The sequence below is a fragment of the Lachnoanaerobaculum sp. MSX33 genome (assembly GCF_000512995.1).
GTDB lineage: Bacteria > Bacillota > Clostridia > Lachnospirales > Lachnospiraceae > Lachnoanaerobaculum.
Genome location: NZ_AZXX01000086.1, coordinates 60,415 through 85,202 on the forward strand (window position 1 = coordinate 60,415; position 24,788 = coordinate 85,202).

Annotated in this window: 23 protein-coding genes; 2 read left to right on the forward strand and 21 right to left on the reverse strand. The window is 35.4% G+C overall.

Going from position 1 to position 24,788, the window contains the following annotated elements:
* Positions 1-23: 23 nt before the first annotated feature.
* From HMPREF1495_RS10350 to HMPREF1495_RS10370, 5 genes are all read right to left on the reverse strand, one after another.
* Positions 24-1,370 carry a hypothetical protein gene (locus HMPREF1495_RS10350; protein ID WP_007591266.1) on the reverse strand — a complete coding sequence of 449 codons (1,347 nt, stop codon included), beginning with the start codon at positions 1,368-1,370 and terminating at the stop codon, positions 24-26.
* Between the two features lie 11 nt (positions 1,371-1,381).
* Positions 1,382-3,232, reverse strand: coding sequence for a beta-carotene 15,15'-monooxygenase (locus HMPREF1495_RS10355; protein WP_034214515.1), 1,851 nt, complete (start codon positions 3,230-3,232; stop codon positions 1,382-1,384).
* Positions 3,233-3,240: 8 nt separating this feature from the next.
* Positions 3,241-4,035, reverse strand: a complete 795-nt coding sequence (locus HMPREF1495_RS10360) for a glycosyltransferase (protein ID WP_034214518.1) — start codon at positions 4,033-4,035, stop codon at positions 3,241-3,243.
* Between the two features lie 137 nt (positions 4,036-4,172).
* Entirely contained in the window at positions 4,173-5,840 is a 1,668-nt protein-coding gene (locus HMPREF1495_RS10365) for a DUF5722 domain-containing protein (RefSeq protein WP_034214520.1), read from the reverse strand.
* 102 nt (positions 5,841-5,942) lie between these two features.
* Positions 5,943-7,625 (reverse strand): DUF2142 domain-containing protein, encoded by a 1,683-nt coding sequence (locus HMPREF1495_RS10370; protein ID WP_034214523.1) that lies wholly within the window; start codon positions 7,623-7,625, stop codon positions 5,943-5,945.
* A 77-nt stretch (positions 7,626-7,702) separates the two neighbouring features.
* Here HMPREF1495_RS10370 and HMPREF1495_RS10375 point away from each other — a divergent pair, with 77 nt between their 5' ends.
* The gene (locus tag HMPREF1495_RS10375; RefSeq protein ID WP_007591250.1) at positions 7,703-8,266 is read left to right on the forward strand and encodes a hypothetical protein; all 564 of its coding nucleotides are present in this window, start codon (positions 7,703-7,705) and stop codon (positions 8,264-8,266) included.
* Between the two features lie 22 nt (positions 8,267-8,288).
* Here HMPREF1495_RS10375 and HMPREF1495_RS10380 read toward each other — a convergent pair whose 3' ends face one another.
* From HMPREF1495_RS10380 to HMPREF1495_RS10405, 7 genes are all read right to left on the reverse strand, one after another.
* Positions 8,289-9,635: a citrate synthase gene (locus tag HMPREF1495_RS10380; RefSeq protein WP_034214526.1), complete on the reverse strand. Its 1,347-nt coding sequence runs from the start codon at positions 9,633-9,635 to the stop codon at positions 8,289-8,291.
* 1 nt (position 9,636) lies between these two features.
* Positions 9,637-10,269, reverse strand: coding sequence for a cytidylate kinase-like family protein (locus HMPREF1495_RS10385; RefSeq protein ID WP_034214528.1), 633 nt, complete (start codon positions 10,267-10,269; stop codon positions 9,637-9,639).
* A 22-nt stretch (positions 10,270-10,291) separates the two neighbouring features.
* Positions 10,292-11,089 (reverse strand): ABC transporter ATP-binding protein, encoded by a 798-nt coding sequence (locus HMPREF1495_RS10390; protein ID WP_034214530.1) that lies wholly within the window; start codon positions 11,087-11,089, stop codon positions 10,292-10,294.
* A 1-nt stretch (position 11,090) separates the two neighbouring features.
* Positions 11,091-11,942, reverse strand: a complete 852-nt coding sequence (locus tag HMPREF1495_RS10395) for an ABC transporter permease (protein WP_432706862.1) — start codon at positions 11,940-11,942, stop codon at positions 11,091-11,093.
* Entirely contained in the window at positions 11,914-11,997 is an 84-nt protein-coding gene (locus tag HMPREF1495_RS14420) for a hypothetical protein (RefSeq protein WP_432706863.1), read from the reverse strand. The genes HMPREF1495_RS10395 and HMPREF1495_RS14420 overlap by 29 nt, the downstream gene beginning before the upstream one ends.
* A 140-nt stretch (positions 11,998-12,137) precedes the next feature.
* The gene (locus HMPREF1495_RS10400) at positions 12,138-13,127 is read right to left on the reverse strand and encodes an ABC transporter substrate-binding protein (RefSeq protein WP_034214534.1); all 990 of its coding nucleotides are present in this window, start codon (positions 13,125-13,127) and stop codon (positions 12,138-12,140) included.
* 88 nt (positions 13,128-13,215) lie between these two features.
* Entirely contained in the window at positions 13,216-14,082 is an 867-nt protein-coding gene (locus HMPREF1495_RS10405) for a patatin-like phospholipase family protein (protein ID WP_034214538.1), read from the reverse strand.
* A gap of 132 nt (positions 14,083-14,214) precedes the next feature.
* On the opposite strand from HMPREF1495_RS10405, the gene HMPREF1495_RS10410 reads away from it, so the two are divergent.
* Positions 14,215-14,733 carry a COG2426 family protein gene (locus HMPREF1495_RS10410; protein WP_034214541.1) on the forward strand — a complete coding sequence of 173 codons (519 nt, stop codon included), beginning with the start codon at positions 14,215-14,217 and terminating at the stop codon, positions 14,731-14,733.
* A gap of 48 nt (positions 14,734-14,781) precedes the next feature.
* Here HMPREF1495_RS10410 and HMPREF1495_RS10415 read toward each other — a convergent pair whose 3' ends face one another.
* Genes HMPREF1495_RS10415 through HMPREF1495_RS10455 form a run of 9 tightly spaced genes read right to left on the reverse strand, consistent with a single transcriptional unit; the run spans position 14,782 to position 24,758 of the window.
* Complete coding sequence (locus HMPREF1495_RS10415; protein ID WP_034214696.1) at positions 14,782-16,386, reverse strand: potassium/proton antiporter; 1,605 nt, start codon at positions 16,384-16,386, stop codon at positions 14,782-14,784.
* A 2-nt stretch (positions 16,387-16,388) separates the two neighbouring features.
* The gene (locus tag HMPREF1495_RS10420) at positions 16,389-16,754 is read right to left on the reverse strand and encodes a phosphoribosyl-AMP cyclohydrolase (RefSeq protein WP_034214545.1); all 366 of its coding nucleotides are present in this window, start codon (positions 16,752-16,754) and stop codon (positions 16,389-16,391) included.
* Positions 16,755-16,791: 37 nt separating this feature from the next.
* A complete protein-coding gene (locus HMPREF1495_RS10425) occupies positions 16,792-17,325 on the reverse strand; it encodes a Holliday junction resolvase RecU (RefSeq protein WP_007591230.1) in 534 nt (177 codons plus the stop codon).
* Complete coding sequence (locus HMPREF1495_RS10430; RefSeq protein ID WP_034214549.1) at positions 17,297-18,319, reverse strand: RluA family pseudouridine synthase; 1,023 nt, start codon at positions 18,317-18,319, stop codon at positions 17,297-17,299. The genes HMPREF1495_RS10425 and HMPREF1495_RS10430 overlap by 29 nt, the downstream gene beginning before the upstream one ends.
* A complete protein-coding gene (locus HMPREF1495_RS10435; RefSeq protein ID WP_034214553.1) occupies positions 18,319-18,858 on the reverse strand; it encodes a hypothetical protein in 540 nt (179 codons plus the stop codon). Before HMPREF1495_RS10435 ends, HMPREF1495_RS10430 begins: the two co-directional genes overlap by 1 nt.
* Complete coding sequence (locus tag HMPREF1495_RS10440; RefSeq protein ID WP_034214555.1) at positions 18,855-19,499, reverse strand: HAD family hydrolase; 645 nt, start codon at positions 19,497-19,499, stop codon at positions 18,855-18,857. Before HMPREF1495_RS10440 ends, HMPREF1495_RS10435 begins: the two co-directional genes overlap by 4 nt.
* Complete coding sequence (locus HMPREF1495_RS10445; protein WP_034214557.1) at positions 19,496-22,654, reverse strand: AAA domain-containing protein; 3,159 nt, start codon at positions 22,652-22,654, stop codon at positions 19,496-19,498. Before HMPREF1495_RS10445 ends, HMPREF1495_RS10440 begins: the two co-directional genes overlap by 4 nt.
* Positions 22,651-23,352: a pseudouridine synthase gene (locus tag HMPREF1495_RS10450; protein ID WP_034214560.1), complete on the reverse strand. Its 702-nt coding sequence runs from the start codon at positions 23,350-23,352 to the stop codon at positions 22,651-22,653. Before HMPREF1495_RS10450 ends, HMPREF1495_RS10445 begins: the two co-directional genes overlap by 4 nt.
* Positions 23,352-24,758: an RsmB/NOP family class I SAM-dependent RNA methyltransferase gene (locus HMPREF1495_RS10455; RefSeq protein ID WP_034214563.1), complete on the reverse strand. Its 1,407-nt coding sequence runs from the start codon at positions 24,756-24,758 to the stop codon at positions 23,352-23,354. Before HMPREF1495_RS10455 ends, HMPREF1495_RS10450 begins: the two co-directional genes overlap by 1 nt.
* Positions 24,759-24,788 lie beyond the last annotated feature (30 nt).

The following is a 24,788-nucleotide window of genomic DNA, read 5'->3' on the forward strand; positions in this document are numbered from 1 at the left end:
AGGAAACTACAATATTTATATCACTATTCAGAAAAAATATTAAGTTTTTTTGACTTGATAATACCAAGTGCTTCTCTTGTCTTCTTCGGATTATGATATTGTAAGACTTTTTTCAAAGTCTCATCGCTTTCATTCTCGAAATTCTTTGCCACTTCCATCTTCACTTCAAAGCTTTCCAAACGATACTTTGCCATTCTAAGCTCATTTCCGGCAGTGGAAATATTTCCTAAAAATACAAGTAATACAAATACTGAGACCACCGCCTTTGCCAATGGTGACATACTTTGTTTCTCTTTATTTACATGTATTTTCATATAAGCGAATGTCAACATCACACCTATAAGCCCCGCACCAAATTGAAGTGCATATCTTGAACTCATGGCATACAAAGGATTTAAAAAAATCCACCTTGTCAAAATAACCATGGCATGACTTAAAAGTCCTGATACAAGCATAAGCATCGGGAATAATGTAGACTCATATATTTTATATTTAAAATTCAAATACAGAGCATACAGATAAAAAAATATAACTACAGCTCCTATAATACTTGTTACAATGATACCTATTTCATATCTTTCCACTATACCGATGCTTAAAATATCTGATGCAAAGGTATTTAGCCCGAATAAAACAAAGTACAACGGATTTCTTCCGAATACGGCAGTCAGACTTTCTGTTGTTGCACCTGCATGTTCCGTATAAGAATTTGCGTATGAATACATAAATGCAGTCAAGGAAAGTATCACAGGTATTGCGAGTGTAAACATAATTTTATTCTTTTTCTTAATTGTGTATAAAACATATACAATTATCAAAGTAACACCATATGCAAGTGAATATGAACCTGCTGCAAACAGTATCGTGAACACAGGCAGAATAATATTTAAACCAAACTTTACTTTTGTTTCCCTGTGTATATAAGAATCAAGTATGTAAAAATGCAGTGCAAACAGAAAGAATGTAAAAAAATGTACCCAACCTGTTCCGTTAGTAATCATTTCCCATTGAGAAAGTGAAAAAACCAGCAGCATTACAAGGATAAAATATCTGAGATTTAAATTTTTGTTTGCCATAAATATTCCGATTATAATTCCCATAAGCGAAAGGAATATAACTCCCAAAGCCATATCAAACATTGTTGAATATTTAAAAAAGGCTACATTTATCATTCTTTCAAAATATGTTATAGGCAATCTTGTAAGTACATCCTTGCCAAAATAAGGCTTCGGCGAAAACGGATCCTTAAGATAGGTATTTATTATCCTAATATAATCCGTATAGACCACATCAAGCATTGCACTTCTTATATATGCACTCAAATATATGGCTCCGAATACCGGCATGAAAAACGCTAAAAACTTCTTCATTCACACACTCTCTAATCTATTTTTATATTTAAAATATAACTCAATCTGTCTTCACCTCTTTGTTCCGAAGCATCAGGCAGGTAAAAATTGCTCTTCAAATGTATATCCGTCAATGAATTCGGAGCGGTATCTATTTCATACTGTGTTATATTTGATATAAGATACAATGTCTCCTTTTCTCCGTTGACTTCTATTTCTATTTCTTCATCTCCGTCAAGCTCACCCGGATACATTATCTCAAAGTGAATCTCACCGTTTTCTCCTGACATCACATTAAGTTTAGCTTCTTCGTCGGTCCAACCGTCCGAATAATGCCCGTATACATTTTCAATCTTTATATTCTTTAGAAAATCCGTTACATCCTGATATGAATTATTTTTCAAATCTTCGGATAAAACTATCATATCATCATCGATCTGACCTATGGATCTGTAGCTTTCAATAAAGGTAACGATATCTTCTCTGATATTTTGATCATAGGCTCTGAAAAACTCAAGTGAATCAAATTTACTGAGTTTAAAATCATTTTTTATTATAAAAATTCTTTTATCGCTTAAGTCCTTACCATACTTATAATATGTTTCATCTGCCAGCGAATTTGCTCTGTTTTGACCTATGAAGATATATATATTATCATAATACCCTCTGTAATATATATCTGCCGCTATCATGCAAAATGCCCATACGAAAAGTAACACTACCGCAGTAAATGATACATGGAAAAGCTTTCCCAGTGAGGCTTTTATCTTTTTACTTTTCAACCTCTTTACTATGATACTTTTATCCACACCGTAAATATATGAGAACAATAAAAGCATAAATAAATACGGTGCATATACCCATCTCATCTCCACTCTTATAGTAACGGCGGATGACACCATACTTCCTATTATAAATCCTGTAAAAAGTAAAATATTTTTTATCCACGACAGTTCAATTTTTTTTCTGTATACAGCTATCGAATAAATAAATTTTATTATAAAAGCAAATGCAGCCAATATTCCTATTATTATAACAAGCTTTAGCGCCGTATTTACATTATGAAAATTTATTCCGTTAAGATGTTCAGGTCCCGTATTGATACCCAAGAGATATAAAATTTCAATTCTCATTGACAGGAAAAAGTCCGCAAGATTAAATGTCTCACTGACTTTTGAACCTCCCGTACCCTCAGGTACAAACGACTTCAGTGCAAAAAGTCTTATAAGTGTTATCATTGCAAATAATGCTATAGATATTAAGGCATTTAAAATTTTTCTTCTTTTCCCGACAATTGCCGCAAATATAAGCATCGGCAAAAGAACCATAAATCTTTCATGTGTAAAGCAATTTAAAAAATAAAATCCGCATGCATAATAAAAGTGAATATTTTTTCCGTTATTGATGTATAGATATAAAAAATATAACATCAGGAGTGCAAATACCAAAGCCATGGCCTCCATCACACCCAAAAACTGCCCTATATTATAATATGAAAATCTGGATATCAAAAACATTGAAGCCGGTATAAATGCCAAACCTCTTGACTTTGCCATACTTTTTGCAAAAAAGTAAACTCCTATTGATATAATTGCAGCTATAATTATATTTATAGGTACTATAAGTGAAATATTGTTTTTTAAAATACCCTGATATATCCATGCAACTATCCAGTATACCGGTCTGAATTTTCTGGTTTGTTCAGGAAATACATATTTAAAAAATCCCACTCCTCTTCTGGTTGACCACATAAAGAGGTCATCCTGATAGAGTCCTCTTATACTCATTCCTGCATTTATCACAAATGCAATACCTATAAGAAGTATTGAAAGCATAACATCCTTCAGATACTCATACTTTTCCTCAATTTTAATAATTGCCATAAATCCTCCTAAAAGTAAGCATTGTATGAACTTTGATATATTTTCTTATAAATATCCGCAACCGGCTTCGGCAGTAAAGTATCAAACATTATACTTTCCTCCATCTGCCTTGAATTATCTATTATGCTTTTTTTAGTTGTAGCCTCGTCATGTATTCTATAGCAAATACCCGGTCTTTCAGACAGTACAATTCTTCCTTCAAGTTTAGAGAGCTTAAGAAGGCACTCCCAGTCAAGTGCAAATTTAAGCTCCGATATAAATAAATCCTTTGGACAAAGTCTCTTATCATATGCACAGCTTGGTGCAATTATAGGATTACCGAATGTGATTGCAAGTCTTTTTACAAAAGATATATTATTTAAAGCATTTACTCTAAGTGGTAATCTGAGTATTTTTTTTACAATCTCCACCTTGCCGAATTGCTTTATCCTGCCGTTTTTTAATGTAATAGATGATGTTGTAAAAAGAGTCATATCAGGATATTTTTTCTTATACTTAAGCAAATCTTTTGTATAGTTTTTTAAATAAATATCATCCTGATGTGCAATGGTTACAAGCTCGGTTTGTGCCGTATTATAGGCAAACTGCCAGTCAAATCCGATATTTGATACATTCTCCGGCTTCTTCTTATCATTTACAAACACTTCAATATTATATTTTTTTGCTATGTTATATATATAATCGTTAGGTGTGGATGTGGCAATCTTTATATCCGATTTTACAATCTGTGCCTTTAAAGATTTTATACAGCTTTCTAAATATGGTGATTCCTTATATGCGCAAATAACAAATGTATGTTTCATAACTTCCCCGTCTTTGCTACTTTCTTTTTATAATGTCCTTTATTATACCATGAAAAGACAGCCATTGCATTATGTCGGGACATTTAAAAAATCCATGAAAAAGATTTTGCTTCTTCATGGATTTAAATTAAAAGAAATTATCTTCTGTTTTCCTGTGCCGCCCATCTGAAGTTCGGTACCAATTCCTGCCACTTACTTATACCTAAGATGCTCTTTGCAAAATCGGTATTGTCAAGAGTGTACTTTGACTTGTCAATATATCTGTATACTGTCCAAAGTTTTCTCTTTGATATAGCCTGAATTTCATCTCCTACATTCATGCTGCAGGTCCAAAGTCCGAATGAAAGTCCCTGTCTTACCTCAAGCGGTGCATCCACCTGACGGCTTAAGATATATGCCTCTATATACGGGTTTGAATCTACAAGATAGTATGAGTATGCAAATGCCGCAGCCTGCTCATTCTCAAGATTTCCTCTTGTAGGATTTGTAGCTGTAAATCCTTCCTCTGTAAGCATAATATGTCTTACGGAACCGTCATGCTTTTTAAGTGCATCCTGTGCAAAATAATCTGTAAGCTTATTTAAGTTTGCAAAGTTTATTACAGGAGAATCAAAACTGTCCTTTATCCATCCTGTCTTTTGAGCATCATCCCAGAACTCCGGATCTGTCATAGGTGCAGGATATGGGTGATATGCAAGTCCCCAATCAATATCTCCATGCTCAAGCACAAGAGAATTGAAATTGTCTACTATCTGCTTTCCACCGTATTTATTCTTATTGTTTATCTCATTATTCCAGTTATAATCAAGTGAATAGAATACTCTGTCTGTAGAAGAAGTTGACTTGATTGCATTATAGAAAATTCTGAATGCCTTCTCATATTTTCTTGTATAACTTCTTACATCCATATCACCGATATAATTCCACTGCTGGTTGTTAATCTCATTTCCTATAATCCAGTTGGATACCTTACCGTGTGCGGTATTTTTTCCGTTGTATCTTTCCGCAAGGAATGATGCTATAGCCTCAGTGGTCTCTGTGCCCTCTTTTGAAGACGCATTGAACATATAGTAGAATATGCTGTCTCTTCTCGGCATATTCGGATACATAAGCTCAGGATGAGCCTCATTATAACCGTTCAAAATAATAGCTGTAACAGTCATATCTTTTCCCGAGAAAGCACTTATTGTCTTATCATAGCTTTCTATAAGTGCCTTATTGAAATGATATGTCTTGCCGTTATAATTGTAATCTATACCGCTTCCTAAAATCTGGTTGAAGGCAATATTTGTAGATGCATGCTTTACACCGAGGTTAAATGCATCATCAAGCATCTTAAGCTCTATCTGCAAACCTTTCTTTGATGCCTGTGCCTTGTACGCATCAGTATTTGCCGCAACCGCCTCCGGATTTGTAATATATTTAAGTGAACTTACCTGAACATATTTCGATCCGTCAAAAACAGCAACCGCATAACTGTTGTACAATCTGCTGTTTTCACTGCCTTTATTAAGCTGATATGATTTTGTAACATTACCTGCACTTACCTTTTCAAGATAGTCGGTTCTGTTTCCGATTCCTTCCTCATACGGCTGTAATTCAAAAAGATAAAAATTACCGTCGGTACCTGCCATATCACCCGAGTTATTCATAGTGATATCTACTGTAGACTTATTCTCTCCTATCACAACCGATTCAATATTTGATGTTGCACTAAGAGCATATGCATTACTATGTAATCCAAGTCCAAGCATTGTTACTATAGCTAATGCAGATGCAAGTTTTATTAAATTATTTCTCTTCATCTTGCCTCCTTCTTTATATATTATAACTTATTTACCAAAAAGCTTTGTTAATTTTTTTTTACATTTTTGTTATATCATAAGTAAGTCTGTTTGCCCTTTTTATTACAGTCTTATACATACTGTACTGAATATTTTCAGCAAAGATCCGGCATTTATAAGTATAAACAGGAATATAATGTTTCTCTTGGTCTCATCCTTTATCACTATCTTATTATTCCTGCATATCATAAGCAGAGGCAATAGTACCGGAATAAAGTATCTTCCGCTCACACCTTCTATAAATTCGGAACTTATCGGAGTCCATGCAATAAGCATTGATAAAAGCACCAAAAATACGACAAAAAATATACTGATACCTGTAAGCACCCTCTCTTTTACCGGCAGCTGCTTTTCTTTTGCTTCCCCGAAAACAGAAAATATCATGCCTATATTAAGTAATAAAAATCCTATATACGGAATACCTACCACATCGTCCGCATGTCCTAGATATGCTCCGAACATTGTTTTATGGTAATATTCAAGTTGCAAAAGCAATGTATTATAAAACAGCTTTACGGCCTTTAATTTGTTGTGCAATAAATAACCTATGGTGTAGCTCTCCTCACCTGCCCACTCAAGACTTGAAGTAGTGCTTGTGGAATATCCCACCACTGTAGCTCTGTTTACCAGATACATTGCAAATACCCATGACAATAGCACAACTACCGCAGATGCAAGAAAAAAAGCTATATTTTCTTTTTTTATCTTGCCGTCCACCTTACCTCTGAATTTAAACTTATACAGCGGTATACTGAAAAGCAGTAAAAGCATAGGGAAGTAAACCATTTTACATGGTAAAACAAGTCCTGCAATAAGGGAAACTATGACCAGATCTTTTATATCAAAGTCCTTTTTTTCATGTGCAAGATAAAATACATATGACACAAAAAAAATCATGCTTGAAATCATAACCGCATCATAGGAATATGAAGCCGCCAGTTCAATTGTGGTAGGAAGAAGACTGACTAAAAAAATAAATTCTTTAAATCTTGGCAGGAAATATATCCCGAGAGTGCCCAATAATATAAACAAAATCAGATTTGCCGTTCTTCCAAACAGTACAAGATAAGTGCTGTTAAGCCCCATTATTCGGGCTGCAGTGATACCTGTTGCAGGTAAAAAATATACACTCGGTATGGTATTTACAGGCGCGTGTAGCGACTGGGCCTTTTCATAATCTTTGCCGCCAAAACTGATATAATTATCAGCACCGCGAATATTCCCCTCTCCATAAAAAACCTTGTAAGATGTTTCTTCAAGTTTGCTTGAAATAATTTTCCCATGACTTCCCTCCTCAGGTATTAAAACATTCTCCTCTTCACTCTTCGTTTTATCAAAAGTGTACTCTCCGTCCACATCTTCCAGCCAAAGATCCCCGGCCCTGATTATCACATGTCCGTCTTTAACGGTTGCCTGCTTTCCAAGCATCTTATTTGATATTTTATAAGCCGATATAAAATGTGCTATCTCATCAGGTGCAGACATGGCAGGAAAAACATACATATATCCAAGTCCGAATATAAGCATTACAATCGGATATATCTTAACTATACTGAATTTTGTTATATTCAAATATATTCCCGATACGAGTAACAGCAAAAGAGCTGCCACAGATAATATAATATAGCTCTTACTTAAAAAGTAATCACTTGTATGTGATACTCCCAAGTTTACATATAAGCTTTGAATATAAGCAATCACAATAAATCCTGCTATGCAACCAAATAAACAGATGACTTTTTTCATAAACTCTCCAAATAATGCTTGTACTTTTTATAAATAGATATTACACTGTAATTACTACTATTGTAAAGGAGGTTATTATGGCAGGTTTAAAAAAGTTAATGTTTTGGGCAACTGTTGCAGGTGCTGCGGCAGCCGGAGTGTCATATATACTGAAGTATAAAGAATATCAAAGAGAATTGGAGGGTGAATTCAAAGATTTTGAAGACGAACTTTCAGATTATAAAACAGAAGATGCTACCGCAAACAGAAAGTATACGGCATTAAAGTCTACTACAGATGAATTCGTTACGGCGGCAAAGGACACCGCAAACAGTGCAAAGGGCATGGCAAATGCGGCTAAGGAAATGTTAAAGGATGTGGCAAACATTATTACAGATAATGTTTCCGCAGCCGGTGATGTGGCAAAGGACAATGCAAAGCCTTTGTTTGAAAAAGCTAAATCAAGCGTTGAGCCTGTAGTTGACAAGGCTAAAAAGCAGCTTGATAAATTCGGAAAAGATGCCAAAAAATCCGATATAGTTGAAAACGACCTTGATTCCGATGTGGAAGTTGAATTCTATGAGATGGACTCCGACGAGGACAAAAAAGACCTGGCACAAAAGATTGATGATATTTTAGAGAGCAGTAAAGATAATAAATAAAAAGAGGCCTATGGCCTCTTTTTTATCTGTCCTTAAAAGGTGTATATTCTTTTAATTCACCCACATACTTTGTTGCAGGTCTCATTATTCTACCGTCATAAAGCTTGTTTTCCACATTGTGAGCAACCCAGCCTATATTTCTTGATATAACAAATAAAGGTGTATAAAGATCTTCAGGAATACCGAGCATGTTGTATGCAAAGCCTGAGTAAAGGTCTACATTTGAAGAAATAGTTGTTCCCTTTCTCTCAAATACCACCTTCTTTACAGTCTTTTCAAACTCCTCATAGAAATGATACTCGTCCAGTCTGTCCTTATCTTTTGCTACCGTCTCACAGTACTCTCTTAAAAGCTCAGCTCTAGGGTCTGTGATAGTATATACCGCATGGCCGAATCCGTATACAAGTCCGCTGCAATCAAAGAAGTCTTTATCAAGTAATCTGTTTACGATATTTCTTATCTTCTTTTCATCTGTGGTTATACCTATTTCATCCTTTATAGCCTTCATCATCTGTACAACGGAAATATTTGCACCGCCATGCTTAGGTCCTTTTAACGATCCTATGGATGCCGCTATAGTTGAATAGATATCCGTACCTGTGGATGAAACAACTACATTGGTAAATGTAGAGTTGTTACCGCCGCCATGGTCTGCATGAAGAATAAGTATTGTATCAAGAAGAGCCGCCTCATTCTTTGAAAACTTCTGATCTACTCTTAGCATCTGCAATATATTCTCAGCCATTGAAAGCTTCTCATCAGGATAATGTATTATCAAACTGTCATTATAAAAATAATGTCTCTTTGCCTGATATGCATAGCACATAATTACAGGAAGTGATGCGGATATTCTAATACCTTTTACAAGAGTGGAATATACATCCACATTGTCAGGTTCTTCATCATAGTTGTATAGAGTAAGTACAGCATTTTGAAGCACATTCATCAAATTCTTTCCGGGATTTCTAAGAAGTACACTCTCAAAAAAGTTGCTTGGCAGTGTATACATACTTCTGAATACCTTTGAGAAATTGTCAAGTTCCACTTTATTTGGTAAAAATCCGAATAAAAGCAAGAACATTACTTCCTCATATCCTCTTGTGGACTTTGCACTTCCGTTTACAAGATCGTTTAGGCTATATCCTCTGTAGTAAAGCTTACCGTCTACATTTGTTTTTACACCGTCAACTATATCATAGCCTACTACATCGGAAACCTTTGTAAGACCAACTCTTACTCCTGTACCGTCTTCATTTCTGAGACCTTTTTTTACATTGAATTCGCTGAAAAGCCCGTTCTTTATTTCATTATAATTTTGGCTCTTACCGAATTCCTGTGCCAAAAAGCTGTCAATATAATTATCCTTCATTCTATAACTTACCTCTGATTTTTAAGTATTCCAGTATCAAATCCACACCCTGTTCAAGTGTAATCTTTGATGTATTAAGCGGAAGATCGTAATGTGTCATATCATCCCATTCTTCGCCTGTATAATACTTGTAATACTCTTTCCTTATTCTATTGTTTCTTTGCACTCTTCTGAGCGCTTCCTTGGCATCAACTCCGTCAACTTCCATTACTCTGTCAACTTTCTTTGACAAATCGGCATATACAAAAAGTGAAATAAAATCATCTTCTCCTGCCGAACTGAGTACAAAATCCGCACATCTTCCTATAAGTATGCAGGATTCGCTTGCTACCAACTCTCTTATAACTTCGCTTTCAAATCTGAAAAGATTGTCGGGTGAAACGATATCGTCTCCTATTGACGGCTTATTATTTGCATTTTTTATTCCGCCTATTATTCTTTGTAGAATATTATGCCCCGGTCTTTCGTCATTCATTCTGAAATATTGTTCTGCTACAGCTGAATGTTCTGATGCCATTTTTATTATTTCATCATCATAATACGGTATTCCAAGTTTCTCTGAAAGCTGCTGTCCTATTATTCTTCCACCGCTTCCATATTCTCTGTTTATGGTGATAATAAGTTTCTTATCCATAGTCCCCTCCTATTTGAATTCACTAATTGGCCAACATCATTCTGTCATTGGCAAACTCACCGCCGCTTGCCTCTTCAAATTTTCTTAAAAGGTCTTCAACCTTAAGTTTCTTCTTTTCCTCACCGCTTACATCATAGATCACTCTGCCCGAATGCATCATTATAAGTCTGTTACCTATATTAAGGGCATCCTTCATATTATGAGTTACCATCATTGCGGTAAGATTTTGCTCAGCCACAATCTGCTCTGTAAGATCAAGAACCGTCTTTGCAGTCTGCGGATCAAGCGCCGCCGTATGCTCATCAAGCAGTAAGAGCTTAGGCTTTTTAAGTGTTGCCATCAAAAGTGTCAGCGCCTGTCTTTGTCCTCCCGATAAGAGTCCTACCTTTGATGTCATTCTGGTTTGAAGTCCAAGTCCGAGTTTTGCAAGTATTTCCTTGTAAAGCTCTTTTTCGCTCTTTTTAATTCCCCAGGATAAACCTCTTTTTTCTCCTCTTCTGAAAGCAAGTGCAAGATTTTCATCTATCTGCATTCCCGCACTGGTTCCCATCATAGGATCCTGAAAAACTCTTCCGATATACTTTGCTCTCTTATGCTCAGGCATTCTTGATATATCAACACCGTCTATTATAATCTGACCGCCGTCAATGGGATATACACCTGCAATCATATTAAGCATCGTTGACTTACCTGCACCGTTTCCTCCGATTATGGTTACAAAGTCTCCCGGATTCAATTTAAGTGATAATTTATTTAAAGCTTTCTTTTCGTTTATTGTACCTATGTTGAAGGTTTTACTGACATTTATAATCTCTAACATCTTATTCTCCCTTCGGTGAATAGGCTCTTTTAGCCCTTATTTTTGCACTCATTACAGGTACGGCAAGCGCAAGTGCCACTATAATGGCAGAAAGCATTTTCATATCGTTTGCATCCATTCCAAGCTGTAATACAATTCCTCTGATTACAAAGTATACAATAGAACCTACAACAGCCGCAGAAAGCTTCATCCAGAAAGATATTACTTTTCCAAGTATTACTTCACCGATAACTATAGCTGCAAGTCCTATGACTATAGCTCCCGTTCCTGCATTGATATCGGCATATTTCTGGCTTTGTACTATAAGTCCTCCCGAAAGACCTATAAGTCCGTTGCTTATCACCAAGGCAAGAAGCTTTGCATGACCTGTATTTACTCCGAGAGCTCTGATCATAGCTTCATTATTTCCGGTTGCTCTAAGCGCAGAACCAAGCTCCGTACCGAAGAACCAGTATAGTATCATTATAATAAGTACAATAATAATTCCGCCGAGTATAACTCCGGCTACGGCATTACTCATACCTGTAGCATCTGTAAGCCATGAGAATATGGTATTTGTCTTTAAGAGCGGTATATTACTCTTTCCCATTACTCTAAGATTGATAGACCAAAGAGAAATCTGAGTAAGTATACCTGCAAGAATAGCCGGTATTTCAAATATTGTATGCAATGCTCCCGTGATAAATCCTGCAATCATTCCCGCAAAAGTTGCAAAAAGAAGTGCAAGTAAAGGATTCATGTTGAAGTTTACAATCATGACCGCACATACACATCCGCCAAAAGCAAAACTTCCGTCTGCTGTCAAATCCGCTATATCCAGCAGTTTATAGGTAATATATACCCCAAGCACCATTGCTCCCCAAAGTATTCCCTGAGCAACGGCACCTAACAGTGCTGTAAACATTTATACCTCCAAAAAATTATATTTCCATTTAGGCTTTCATTATTTTATATTATATCACAAATTACTGCAATGTTAATTTATATATGGAAAACCTGTATAAAATTAACAAAACCGGCATATACCGGTCTTATTAATCCTTATATCTCAGTTCATTGAAATATTTGATGTATCTATTCCAAGTTCCTTTGCAACCTCTTCATTTATTGTAAGTTTGCATTTATCCTTTGATAAATAAGCTATCGGAATATCTGCAGGTGACTTTCCGTTTAAGATTTCAACAGCCTGCTCTCCTGCAAGCTTTCCAACCTCGAAGTAATCAATACCGTATGTTGCCAAGGCACCGTTTTCCACATGTGCGGACTCCGCTCCTATTATAGGAATCTTATGCTCCGTAGTGGCAATCATAGCAACCGTTGTCATACCTGCCGCAATAACATTATCTGTAGGTACATATATGGCGTCTACCTTACCTACCATTGACTCAACCACTGTCTGAATCTCATTTGAACTTGAAACTGTGTACTCAACTCCTGTAAGCCCCTTCTCTTTAAGAGCGTCCATAGCCATTTGCGCCTGCAACTTTGAGTTTGCCTCAGCTGTACAATAGAGTATACCTACATTCTTTGCTTCAGGTAAAAGTTTTGTCAAAAGCTCAATCTGATCCGCTACCGGTGTAAGATCCGAACTTCCTGTAACATTTCCTCCCGGTGCGTCATTGCTCTCCACAAGGCCTGAAGCTGCAGGATCCGTTACTGCTGTTATAACTACCGGAATATCTGAAGTTGCTCCTGCTACCGCCTGTGCCGCCGGTGTAGCTATTGCCAGAATCAAATCCTTCTTGTCATTTACAAGCTTGTTTGCAATAGTCTGTGCCGCAGACTGCTCACCGCCTGCATTTTGCTGCTCGATATCTACTTCAATACCTGCTTCTTCAAGTGCAGCTACAAAACCTTCGTTTGCTTTATCAAGTGCAGGATGCTGTACATACTGCAAAACTCCGATTTTTTTAGCATCGGCACTTACTTCCGATGAAGAATCAGCCATACTGTTTGTATTATCCGCTTTTGATCCGCATGCCATAAGGCTTGCTCCAAGGAGCATTGCCATTGCTATTGTCAAAATATTTTTTTTCATAAACTTCCCTTCCGTATAAATAAAACTTATTATGCAAGGGATTATACTATATCTGTTTTATTACGTCAATACCTTAAGGCTTTAAACATCAAAACTTTAAAGCAATAAAGTTCTTTATATTCTCAATATTTTTTAATCCCTCTTCATACCCTTCATTATACAGCTTTTCAAGTTTTACAATGCTGTGCTCAAGCCTTTGTACGGTCACCTTATTCTGCGGTCTGATAATTAAAAGCTTACCCTCTTTAGCCAGCTCTTCCATTTCTTCCTGCATCTTGTTGTATCTTTCCGGCACAGTCATCAATTTTTCAACCAGATTCGGAAGCGGCTTAAAATATCTTCTATAGATGCTTTCATTTATCTTATTTACCGGCTTTTTCCTGTATCCCTCTTCTCTTGTAAGTACTACTATTGCTTTTGAATATCCGACATCAAATGCTCTTTTATATGCAATGGAGGTTGATATACCTCCGTCAAGATATTTCCTGCCTTCCACATCTATCATCTTTGACATTACAGGCATGGATGCAGACGCTTTTACTGCCGATATAATATCGCTGCAATTATTCTTATCAAAAAACTTGCTTTCTCCGGTTATTACATCTGTAGCTACAACTTCATATTTTTTCGCCTTGTCATTAAATGATTCCCAATCAAAAATATCGTATTTATTTGAAATATCATCAAATAAGAAATCGAAGTTAAATATCTGTCTGGATTTAAACATGTTTTTATAACTTATATATCTCTTATCATGCAGGTATTTTAAATTGATTCTCTTTGATCTGCCTCTTTGTCTTGAAATATAGTTCATTCCGTTCATCGAGCCTGCAGAAACTCCGTTCACATATTCAATATATACTTCATTATCAAGCAAAGCATCCAAAACACCGGCCGTAAACAGCCCTCTTAAAGATCCGCCTTCCAGACACATTGCCCCTTTTAATAATTCCATCTTTCTACCTCCATATCTTAATATATTAGCACCTTGATTGTAATTACTCAATCTGTTACAATCTAACTTATTCTGATTTTGGTAGAATATAACAATGATTATATAAAAATATGTTAAAACGGAAGGTAGTTTATGGCGGAAAAATTAGCAAAATCACTTATAGGAATGATGGGAGGACTGCTCTCTCTCAGCTTCGGAAAACAATTGATAGTATTTATTATATCAATGCTCCCTATTTTGGAACTCAGAGGAGGTCTTATAGCGGCTTCTCTTCTAAAGCTTTCACCTGTTGAAAGTTATGTCATAGCAATTGTAGGTAATGCTATACCGATTCCTTTTTTACTGCTTTTGATTAACAAAATTTTAAGTGCTATGGAAAAATCTAAATTTAAGCTTTTTAATAAAATGTACTCATTCCTACATAAAAAGATTATGAAAAACAAAGACTCTATAGAAAAATATGGATTCTGGGGACTTGTAATCTTTGTAGGTATACCTCTTCCAGGTACAGGTGCCTGGACAGGTGCGATAATAGCCGCTTTCCTTGAGATGGAAAGAAAGAAATCCTTCCTTGCAATCTGCTTAGGTATGCTTATGGCAAGTATTATAATGATGATTATATCATTCGGCGTAATATCAAATGTTGTATAAAAATAAGGGACTGTTAACCGTTTTTTCTACGATTAACAGTCCCTCTTTTTATTGTATAGGTCCGTTGTTTAAAACCAGAGTATCTCCCTCATAAAGAGTTGTCTCACCGTTTGGAATAATAAAATCATCTCCTCTTATAATAAGCATTACAAGTGCATCAAGTTCCCCTGAAAGCTCTGACAGTGTGGTGCCTTTTGAGAGTAATTTCCTGGTTAAAACAAGCTCGGTCATAATATAATATTCTTCAAAGTCGATAGACTTTGCAGCAAGAACTATAGTATCACCGCAGCAAAGCACAGTTTGTCCGTTCGGGACTATATCCTCACCCTCTCGCTTAATTAAAACCATCAATGTATCAGGAGGCAGATTTATATCACTGATACTTTTACCGCACCAGTTTTGATTTTCACTCACCGTAAGCTGAATAAATTCTATAGGTATCTCATCTCCACTGTAATCCGAGAAGGTTTTCATTACATCATAGCCTTCATCAATCATATCAATTTTCTTAGATATAAACGGAAGCAGGCTTCCCTGTACCAGTATTGAAAATAATACTATAAAAAATACATTGTTGAATATATCATAGTTTGCATTTGTATTTAATAATGCGGTTATTGCAAAAACTATGGACGAAGCGCCTCTAAATCCCGACCATGAAACAAGAAATATCTGATTCCATGTTGCCTTAAAAGGTTTCATAATTATTGTAATAACAAGCGGTCTTACAACAAATGTTATAAAACACGCCAGAGCAAATCCCGTACCTGCAACAAATAAAAGTCTTGACGGATAGGCTAAAAGCCCAAGCAGGAAAAATATCAGTATTTGCATAATACCTGTTATACCGTCAAAGAAAGGGACCAGCTCTTTCTTTCCTCTGATATCCGAATTTCCAAGTATAATACCGGTGATATATACACTCAAATATCCGTTTCCGCCGACCACTGTCGGCAATGAATATGAAAGCAGTGCAACCGCAATTACAAGCACCATATTAAATCCGGGTGTATTTATAATAAATCTGTTTATCAAATATTTGAAGATAAAAGCGATTAAAACACCTGATAATGCTCCCACAAAAAGCTGTAAAAACAGCATGTAAAAAACACTTCCGACTGTAATGCTTCCCGATATCATAGTCACTGCAATCATCGTAAGCATATATGCAAAAGGATCGTTACTTCCGCTCTCCACTTCCAAAATAGATGCGGTATTATATTTAAGATTCAAATGTCTGTCTCTTAATATGGAGAATACACTTGCCGCATCCGTTGAAGAAATCACCGCACCTATAAGTACCGAGTTTATCCATGAAAATTTCAGAACCAGGTATGCAAACATTGCCACAAACATTGAAGTAAGCACTACTCCGACGCTTGACAAAAGTCCGGCCTTTAAAAGTACAGGCTTTGCCTCCTTTATATTTGTTCCGAATCCTCCGTAAAACATGATAAAAATAAGCGCAAATGAACATATGGTTTCCGCCTGTTTGAAATCATCAAATCTGATTTTAAATATGCCTTCAGACCCGAATACCATTCCCAGCAAAATAAATGCTAAAAGTACAGGCACACCTATTTTACTTGTTATAAGATTCAGTACTATACAAAGTAAAATAATAAATGATACAATCAGCAAAATATAATTCATCATTATATTTCCTCTATCTCATTTGCAAAGCAGCTTTTTTTGCTGTCGTCACATGCCGGACCCATAGGATAAACTTTTATTAAAAGCGCATTCTTTTCTCCGTTTAAAAACAGTTCCCTGACATATTGATAATTTCCGTATTTTTTTCCCTTTACTATAGCCCTCTTATGAGATTTTGAGTAATAAGTCAAAAGTCCTGTGGCAAGTGTTCTCTCCCATGCATCTTCGTCCATATATGTATACATAAGTACAGTATGATCTATATAATCCTGTACTATCACCGGAAGCAGACCTTCACTGTTTAATTCTAAATCTTTCCACTCAAAGTTTGTTTTTCCGTTATAAATTCTTGCATCTATTTGTTTCATTTATGTCTCCTTTATATCCAACTTTTTCAATCCTCTTTTAAGATTCCTTACTGAGATATAAGCTAAGGCTCTCTAAATAATGCACTATAATATCACCCTTTTTAGGTATCAAATATTCCTCATTAAGCTCTTCATACTTAAAACTTTTTTTACCGCCTTCATTCATCCTTTCAAAAAAAACTTTCAGATCCTTTAGCGGTAAATATATTATCTTATCAAGTGATTTAAAAAATATAATAAGAAAAGCTATACCTCCCTGCTTTTCAAACTCCTCCATGAACTTAAACTGGTGCTCATGCACATTTGCGAGTGAAAAGCTTGTACTTGCACATTCTTTTGCATCAAAACATACAGGTATTCCCTGAACGACTCCTATATAATCAACTGTGGACTTTTTCTCAAAATAAGCCAAAGTGATATGCCTTGAAGCCTTGTCAATATCAATCGGAGTAATCGGAGTGGGAATCTTTTGAATAAGTGCAAGTCCGCTTTCTCTGTACTTTTCATTGGAGTAGTTGATATACTCTTCCAAAGCGGATCCTCTAAGGCCTCTTGTTTTCCAAGTACCCATCTCCTATCACCTTTCTGAAATCATTATTATATGAAGCCTCAAAGCACTTTCCCTTTAAAGCTTTAAATGTATCCGTATCGGAAATATCACTGTTAGGATATACAAGTCTGAATGAATGTAAAAGCTGAGACTTTATACCGTACTCTTTTTTAAACTTTTCATTCACAGATTTCTCTCCGTATTTAAAATCCCCTATTATCGGATGTGATATTGAGGATAAATGCGCTCTTATCTGATGAGTTTTTCCGGTTATAAGCTTTACCAAAAGCAGTGTAGCATCTTTAAAATAATCAAGTACTTCGTATTCTGTCTGTATAAAATCCGCACCTTCAAAGGTCTTATCTTTGACGGTAACTTTATTGGTCTTTTCATCCTTATAAAGCCAGGCATTAATACTTCCCGTTTTTTCCACTCTGCCTTTTACCAAAGCCAGATAAAATTTGCTCACAGCCTTTGTTTTTATAAGTTCATTATTTACTCTCAGGCCTTCCAGAGTCTTTCCGCAAACCATAAGTCCTGAAGTGTTTCTATCAAGTCTGTTACATATGGAAGGCTTAAATGTATTTAACGCCTTGGAGTCAAATTCAAGATATTCAAGTAAAAGATCGTTTACCGATATATCATTTTCATTTGATTTCTGTGATAAAAGACCTGCAGGTTTATTTATTATAACAGTATTTTCATCCTCATATACTATATATGATTTGAAAGCTTCTATACTTTTTTTATCAGCTTTGGGCTTTCCCTCTATATCTTTTATATTTATCGCCTTTTTCCCTGATAATTTTTCAAAACTTTCATCTGAAAACCAAAGCTTGATACTTGCCCCGGACTCAAGCCTTTCCTTACCGTCAGCTTTTTTATCATTTAAAGTAATATTCTTTTTTCTAAGCATCTTGAAAATAAATCCTGTATTTGCATTTACAAATATTTTTTCCAAAACCCTGTCAAGCCTTTGTCCGCTTTCATTTTTTCCTACAATTATTTCAATCATTATACTGAAAGGCTTTTAAAGATAGCCCTTATCTCATCTAAATTTTTGTCATTTGCATCTTTACTTTGAACAAACTTTTTCATTTCACTAAAGCTGTCACAAATCTTCACACTGACATTTATACCGCCTATTTTCATTCTTTCTTTGATAAATTCCTCGGTTTTTGACTTATCCGCCTTATTGGAAAGAATACCGAAGATTCTTTCTTCATTGATATATATTATATCAAGAGGCATTACCTGCTCCTTCATTGTAAGGATTATATCAAATAAAAAATGCTTATCATCAAGATATTCCTTTATCTTTTCATATTCAAATGATTTATACTTAAACACCACCAGAAAAGGCGATAAAAGGTTTGCCATAGGAAGTACCGTAAGTATGGATGAAACAAGCAGTATCCTTGAAATATCGGCATTTTTTGTAATCTTTGAAGATATAAAAAGCAAAAGTATAATAAAAACAAAAAACCCTATAATTAATCCGTTTTTTATTTTAAAGTATTTTCTGTACCCGTACTCGCCTTTTTTCTTTGTCATAGCAATTCCCTGTAGTCATTTATATAATAATCCGCCAGTTCCTTTTTTCTTTCTCTAACCTCTTTTGAGAAATCATCCTCTATTGCACATACCTTCATTCCTGCGGCTTTTCCTGCAATAACACCTGCTACAACATCTTCAAATACAAGACATTTTTCAGGTCTGACTCCAAGAAGTTCTGCCGTTCTTAAATAAACATCAGGTGCAGGCTTACCTTTTTTTACCTCATCCGATGTAGTAATGACCTCAAAATAATCTTTCATATTTAAAGAATTAAGTACCGCATCCACCATATTTTTGTTATTGCTGGTTGCAATTCCCATTTTGATTCCTCTTGACTTTAAATGTTTCAAAAAGCATGTGCATCCCGGCTTTTCTTTCACTTCATACTTATATTTATCCAGCGCCATATCTTCCCAGTCCTGACAGATTTTTTCCACACTGTCTTTTATACCAAACTTCTTTTGAAAATAAACTGCTGTTTCATGAAAGCTTATTCCATCTATTTCATTTTTTAAATTATCATCGTATTCAAATCCGAATCTTTCCAAATACTCAGCATCGATATCAGGCCACATCCACATGGAATCTACCAAAGTACCGTCCAGATCGAATATACATGCATCTATATCTTTTATCATAAACTACCCAAATCCGTATTCTCATCTATAAGCTCGGGATGTTCCTTACTGTAAGCTGTTATAACCTTATTCACTTTGCTTATCACTTCACTTCCCAAACTCATGTAAAGTTTTTTATCTCCTACTATATAAAATTCCTTCTTCGCTCTTGTAGCCGCAACATTCATCATATTGGCCTCGCTTACCGCCCAGCTTGCGGCACCCTTACTGTTTGTATCAGCTCCAAGCACCATAAATACTATCGGAGCTTCCTTACCCTGGAAGGTATGGATGGTTCCGATATTTGTGACTTTTCCGTTTTCTCTTCTTGTAAAGCCTATTTCATCAAGCTTTCTTGCCAGTCTGTAAGCAACATTTTTAAATGGTGATATTATATAAATAGTGTCACTCTCATTTTTATCCAATATCTTAGGGTTTGACTTTGCCATACTCTGTATCTTTTTTAGAAGAAATTCACCCTGTTCTTCAACATACTTATCTACCGCCTTACCTTTTATATCATACCATCCGGTTTTTCCATAGCCCTCATTACCCTGTACCATAAGGTTTTGATAAGATATCTCATTTGATATGGTAAACATAGGATATTTACAGCGCCTGTGTACCCAAAGCGGAATACCTATCCATGAATCCTCTTCTTCTTCACCCTTTGTGTAAAAACCGTATTGACTTGCGGCATCCACCAAAGTCTGTACGGAAGCAGACTCGGACAAATACTTTTCACTTACATTATAGCTTTTTGAAAGTAATGCAAGCAGACCGCCGTCCAAAGTGAGTACAGGCTTTATCTGGAAAGGATCTCCCACTACCATAATATTCTTGCTTCTGAATATTGCACCCACTGCTGCCTGAGGTAGGGCCTGTCCGGCTTCATCCACAAATGTATGTCCCAGAACATTCTCGTCAATATTTTTTAACATCCTTGATAAACTCGCAAAAGTGGAACTGATAACAGGAATGGTAAGATTTATCCAATTCCAAGAGATATTTATCAGTCTCTTATTTTCCATATACTTACTTTGATTTCTCCATATGCTTACGGCAGCCTTAATATTTTTTCTGTTTTCATATAAAAACTGCTTTCTTACACCAAGAGCCGATACAAAAAGCTTTGATTGCTCCACTCTGTAGTTTTCATCAAACCACGGATTTGAAAGTTGAAGCTTTTCATATTCACTTCCAAAGTCAAGTCCCTTAGATATACTTGTATTATCAGTATTGAATTCTCTTATTATCTTAGAGTATTTTTCTTTTCTGTTATTTAAGTTTTGCTTCCAAGCCTCATACTGAGTATTCTCATTATCTGCCTCATTCTTTTGCGTATCTATTGATTTTTTCAACTCATTTATTTTATTTTGAAGCTCATTTTCAAGTTTTCTGTAGGTCTCATCCTCATCAAATAATACCTGTAACTTATTTTGTAAAGCATTTAATTCATTTGTAAAGTTCTTGTTTTTCTCGGAATTAAAGATGGATGAAAAAAATCCCGGTTTTTGACTCTGTTTGGCTTCAAAAAGCATTTTTTGATTTGAAATACTTCCTGCAAGTTCTTCTCTTTGTTTTTTAGTATGACTTAGTGAACTTGAAGCCTCATTAAGGCTTACAATTTTCTCCTTTACAGACTCTTCGGCTTGCTCCCTTAACATAGCAATCTTTTTTCTTCTCTCTTCATCCTCATTCAATAAAGTATTCTCGATTTTACTAAGTTCGGACTTTGCATTATAATAAGCATCAAACTTATTTTGTAAGCTTTTTGCATCATTTCTAAGCCCCGATACTTTTTTATATTGAGTTTTAAATTTATTATAAATTTCATCATCCGGTTCATACTCATTTTCAAGACAGTTTACTATACATTCAATCCTGTTGAGTATATTGGTCATATTGTCGGACTTGCCACCTTCAAGAGAAAAGGAGCCCCAGAACTTTTCTTCACCTGTATCCTCAAGTATCAGTTCTTTTTTACTCTTTCCGTCTTCCTTTACCCAATTTTCTTTTACATTCTTGTTTGCAATCTCTTTAAAATAGTCTATGTTTTCAAGTTCAGGCAAAATATTCTCATCAATTCCCTCTTTTAATGGCAATTCATTTACAATATTTTGAACCGCACCGTTATTTGAACTTGCAACAACTATATTGTTTTTTGCAATACGCTCAGGAAGCTCGCCTATGGAAGCTTTTTCGAAATATCTTGTCAGCTCATTTCCTTTCACATACTTTTCAGACAATCCGCATATGTCAAAAGCCTGCTCTACGATAAGCTGTGCGAATATATCTTTTAAGAGTGTAGTCTTACCCGTACCCGGAGGTCCGTTTACACTTCTCATTTGATTATTATCATACCCTATAGTAAGATTTACAGCCACCTGCTGCATAAATGAAAGCGCAAACTTTGTATTGCTTGGGAATCTTCCGAGAGGATAATTTTCAGGACTTAAAATCTTTTCAAACTCCGACTTATTAAACCCATAAGAATCTTTTTTGCTGTCCAAATTTTTCCTTCCGGCTGTTTTTCCATAAAGGTAATCATTCAGATTTTTATTATCAATTCTCTTAGCCTTTGTCAAATCATCCACGAAAAAAGAATGAAGATTTGTGGCATCGGTTTCTATATTATTTAAAAGCTGTACACGACAATTCTTTAAATCGATTCCGTATTTATTCAAAACAGTTTCAACAGTCTTATCAAATTTTTCAGGATTATCTTCACAGTTTTCAAATCTTTGTTTCAGCTCATCTTTTAAATCCTCTTCAAACTTATGAAACTCCGACTCTGTAGGCACTTTTTTATAATATCTCATATATGCGCTTGCACTGAAAAATAAATTTTCTTCAATATAGCGCAAGGTTTTATCAAAATACAGTGCCATACTGAATTTATCACCGTAATTTATATCGCCTTCAGGCTTTGCTATTCCATATGTTTTTCTTAATAAATCAACCACCTCGCTAAAGGCAAATATATCCAAATAAAATACCAAACCTGAATTCTTATATCTTCTGATATTCGCTTTTTCAATCAATGAATTAAAATAATCAAAGTATTTTTTATCTGTTAAATCATCAAGTCTCAGATTCTTTTTATCCCTAAGACTTATATCTCCCTCAGAGAGATGTTCAACCATGATCCATGCGTCTAAAATATTATTTTTCATCTCTTCAGCATCTCCATCTCAATCTCCGTTATTTTTCTGCTTTCCCCTTTTTTCAGTTTCAAATCATCAAGTCTGAGTCCTCCGAAGGCAACTCTTTTTAAATAAGTCACCTCTCCTCCTAAAGCTTTTACCATTCTCTTTACCTGATGAAATTTACCCTCATGTATTGTAAGCATTATTTCATTAGAAGATATAATTTCAAGCTTTGCAGGTTTGGATACTTCACCTTCACCGATGTCCAGCCCGTTTTTTGTCATCTCCACGGCATTTTCATTTAGTTCACCTTCAAATATCGCATAATAAGTCTTATCCACATGTGATGAAGGTGATACAAGTCTGTGATTTAAATCCCCGTCATTTGTAAGTATCAAAATGCCCTCGGTATCCAAGTCCAGTCTTCCTACAGGTACAATATTTTTTCTCTTTGAATCTATCAGCTCCATAACTGTTTTATGTACATTATCTTTTGTGGCACATACATATCCTGCAGGCTTATAGAGGATAAAGGTTTCAAACTCTTCTACTTCCACCTCTTTGCCTTCAAAGAATAATTTGTCTACTTCACTGTTTAGTTTTTCCTCGGGCTTTTTTACTATATTGTCATTTATCCTTATCTTACCGGCTTTTACATATTTTTTTATTTCCTGACGGCTTCCAAAACCGAGCTCTGAAAGAATTTTATCAACTCTGACAATCATTACATCCATCTCCAACCTTGATAATACTTATTTTTACAGCTCTTTTTATTCTGCTTTACAAATCCGAGTGAAAATCCGTCCACACATACAAGTCTGATTCCCATGTATTCATCATCAGCCTCTATAGTTTCACCCTTTAAGTACTTTATTACTCTTTCATCCGTTGCATTTAAGTTTAAAGGATTTTCCCATTCATCAAACTTTATATTCATTGCCAATGCCTGAAAAGGTTCAAATCTGTTCTTTTTTATCTCACCAAGTAGCAAACCGGTTCTTATATAATGTAAACTCTTATCTATCAAAGCATCTTTTGGAAGATAGTATGCATAATCCTTATTTATAAAGATTCTTTCATAATCCCAGTCTCTTTTTATTTTCCCAAGAAACTCAAGTAATTCTTCCGGAAGCTTCGGTGATTTTCTTTTCTTTTTATCTTTTGTTTTATTTTCATTTTTTTCAATGGCTCTATCATCTTTTTTAAGCCTTGCTACAAAATGTCCTTCTCCCTTTATCTTATGTGGGAAAAGTCTTATTGTTCCCGGTAAAATTTTAGACTCTTCAAATCCGAAATCCGGCTTTATTTTATCTATTTTAAAGTCAGGATGATTTTCTAAAAACTCCGATAAACTTCCCTCATCTTCCACTTTAGAATATGTACATGTGGAATATACCAATGTTCCGCCTGGCTTTAACATTTTCGCCGCCTCATTTAATATACTTACCTGTAATCCTGTGAAAAACTCCGGACCCCTTCCAAGATATGCCCTAAAAACAGCACTGTCACGCCTGAACATACCCTCACCGGAACATGGTGCGTCTACTATTATCTTATCAAAATATTCAATATACACATTTGAAAGATTCTTCGGATCCTCATTTGTTATCAAAACATTGTCAATTCCGCTGACCTCAATATTTTTTTGAAGTGCTTTTACTCTGGAAGCCGAAAAATCATTTGATACCAATAAACCTTCACCTTGAAGATATGATGCTGCCTGTGTCGATTTTCCTCCCGGAGCGGCACAAAGATCAAGCACCTTATCTCCCGGTTTTATACCTGCCACCATTGCAGGTGTCATAGCTGAAGGCTCCTGTATATAATAAAGCCCTGCAAAATAATACGGATTTTTAGATATACTATTTATTTTTTCAATATTACTTAAAGAAGGTGTTGTCAGTACTCCCTTTTCTTCTTCAAAGTAAAATCCCTCTTTGACCCACGGAATCTCTTTAAAATCTCTGTCAAGAATCTCTTTAAGCTTTTCCTTGGTAAGCTTTAATAAATTTGTTCTGATACCTACATATGGTTTCTCATCCAAAGATTTGATATATGCATCATAATCTCCTTCTAAAAGCTCCTTCATGGCATCTACATAGGACTTCGGTAAATCCTTTTCCTGTATCATATATACCTCAATCTAAATCAATCTTATTAC